The sequence below is a fragment of the Pseudomonas sp. 05T35 genome, assembly GCF_056396605.1.
In genome coordinates this window covers 1-2,640 of sequence record NZ_JBFTLU010000542.1, presented here as the reverse complement: position 1 = coordinate 2,640, position 2,640 = coordinate 1, and the positions used below count along the sequence as shown (strand labels likewise).

General features: G+C 60.1%; 2 protein-coding genes. Both read left to right on the top strand.

The window, feature by feature from the left end; all coding sequences use genetic code 11:
• The first annotated feature begins 143 nt into the window (after positions 1–143).
• Positions 144–791, top strand: a complete 648-nt coding sequence (locus AC1DH9_RS26880; RefSeq protein WP_427539802.1) for a BON domain-containing protein — start codon at positions 144–146, stop codon at positions 789–791.
• Positions 792–954: 163 nt separating this feature from the next.
• The coding region (ftsH, locus tag AC1DH9_RS26875) for an ATP-dependent zinc metalloprotease FtsH (RefSeq protein ID WP_477809120.1) at positions 955–2,640 on the top strand (1,686 nt) is incomplete at its 3' end.

Here is a 2,640-nt window from a genome sequence, read left to right as displayed (position 1 = left end):
GTTGTGCGCCCAAGCACCGCTGCTGAAAGAAGCATTGTTGATTCAGCTCAATAAATGCTCAGCCGCCAGGCGTAAAAACATACCCAGTGATCGGGCATATGCCGTCCGATRCTCGCGCCAAATCGACCACAGAGGACACCGTCATGAACGACTTGAGTCTGCGCCAAACCATTCTGGATGAGCTTGAGTTCCAGCCGGATATCGATGCCGCCAATATCGGCGTCGCTGTGGACAAGGGCGTCGTCACGCTCTCCGGCCATGTCCGGACCTATGCCCAGAAAATCGCTGCTGAACAGGCGGTAAAACGCATCAAGGGGGTACGCGCGCTGGCCGAAGAAATACAGGTCAGGCTGGATCCCGGGGAGGGCACGGCAGATGACACCATCGCGACCCGCGCATTGAAGATCATTGCCTGGAGTTCTGATGTCCCCATAGACACCGTCAAGGTCATCGTACAAAAGGGCTGGGTAACGCTGGAAGGCAAGGTGGACTGGCAGTACCAGAAAGAAACCGTCGAACGTGCGGTGCGCAAGTTGTCCGGGGTGGTGGGCGTGGACAATCGGCTCACCCTTTATCCTCGGGTGGAAGTGGCCGATATCCAGCACCGCATCGAAGAAGCCCTCAAGCGCAATGCCGAAGTGGATGCCAAGGGTATTCACGTCAAGGTAGACGGTGATGTCGTGAAACTTGAAGGCCGGGTCCATCTGTGGCGTGAACGCCAGATCGCTACCCGCGCTGCCTGGTCCGTACCAGGCGTGAGGGCGGTGGAAGATCACCTGCTGATTGCCTGATGTCAAACAGGGAATATCAGCTCGACGTCCGGCGTAAACCCCGGCGTTCGGGCTGATGGCGTCTAGAATCGTATTCAGATGCCCAACGAGCTTGAGCCTCGGCGTTCGGCAATCGAACCGTCACGCATCGGGCCAGCCCGCCTTTTTTCCCTGAGCCAAGGCCATGAAAAAGAATCACCAGTGGAACCTTTCCTACTTCGCGATCACCTTTCTGGTCCTTGCACTCGCCCAGCTGTTTTTTGTTGACCGCCATTCGGTGCAGAGCATCCCTTACAGTCAGTTCCTGCAACTGTTGGGCGAGCACAAGGTCAGCGAGTTGCGGGTCGACAAGGAGCAGATCAGCGGCAAGCTGCAAGAGCCCATCGATGGCCACGATCTGTTCACCACCGTGCGGGTCGACCCTACGCTGGCGACGGAACTGGCCCAGTCAGGCGTCGGCTTTTCCGGCATCAGCGAAAACACCCTGCTTAACGCGCTGCTGGGCTGGTTGCTGCCCTTTGCCATGATCATGGTGCTCTGGCATTTCCTGTTCCGCGGCATGGCCGAAAAACAGGGCCTTGGCGGGCTGATGAACGTCGGCAAATCGCGGGCCAAGGTCTTTGTCGAACGCGATACCGGGGTGACGTTCGCCGATGTCGCGGGCATCGATGAAGCCAAGGCCGAGCTGGTGGAAATCGTCTCGTTCCTGAAGGACAAGGCCAGATACGCACGCCTGGGCGCGCATATTCCCAAGGGCACCCTGCTGGTCGGCCCACCGGGCACCGGCAAGACCCTGGTGGCCAAGGCGATCGCCGGTGAAGCCGGGGTGCCGTTTTTTTCGATTTCCGGGTCCGAATTCGTCGAAATGTTCGTCGGTGTCGGCGCCGCTCGAGTGCGCGACCTGTTCGAGCAGGCACGGCAGGCTGCACCGTGCATCATTTTCATCGACGAACTCGACGCCCTGGGCAAAATGCGCGGTATCGGTGCGTTTGGCGGCAACGACGAAAAAGAACAGACCCTCAACCAACTGCTGGCCGAACTGGACGGTTTCGACCCGCGCGAAGGTGTGGTCCTGCTGGCAGCGACCAATCGACCCGAGGTCCTCGACCCGGCGCTGCTGCGGGCCGGCCGCTTCGACCGTCAACTGGTGATCGACCGCCCCGATCGAAAAGGCCGACAGGCGATCCTCAAGGTCCATCTGAAAAAAATCACCGTAGCGCCCGACATCGACTCCGAACGTATCGCCGAAATCACCACGGGCTTCACCGGTGCAGACTTGGCGAACCTGATCAACGAAGCCGCGATCGTGGCCACCCGCCGGGGAGGCGAAACCGTCACCCTCGACGACTTCACGGTCGCGGTGGAACGCATCGTCGCCGGGGTCGAACGCAAGAGCAGCCTGTTACTGCCTGACGAACGCCTGGTGGTGGCCTATCACGAAATGGGCCATGCCCTGGCCGCTGGCACGTTGCCGGGGATGGACCCGGTTCACAAGGTGTCGATCATCCCCCGCTCCATTGGCTCGCTGGGCTATACCTTGCAGCGCCCGACCGAGGATCACTTCCTGATCAGTTGCCAGATGCTCAAGGATCGCATCGCCGTACTGATGGCCGGTCGGGCCGCCGAGTTCATCGTCTATGGCCAGATTTCCACAGGTGCCGCCGATGACCTGACCCGGGCGACCGACATCGCCCGGCAGTTGATCACCCGCTTCGGCATGAGTGCCGAACTCGGTCAATCGGTACTCGAACGGCAAACCCCGACTTATTTGGGCGAACACATGGCCGGACTGGGCCAGAAAGACTATTCGGAGCAAACCGCGCGGGAAATCGACCTGGGCATCCGCGCCCTGCTCGAAGAAGCCTATAAC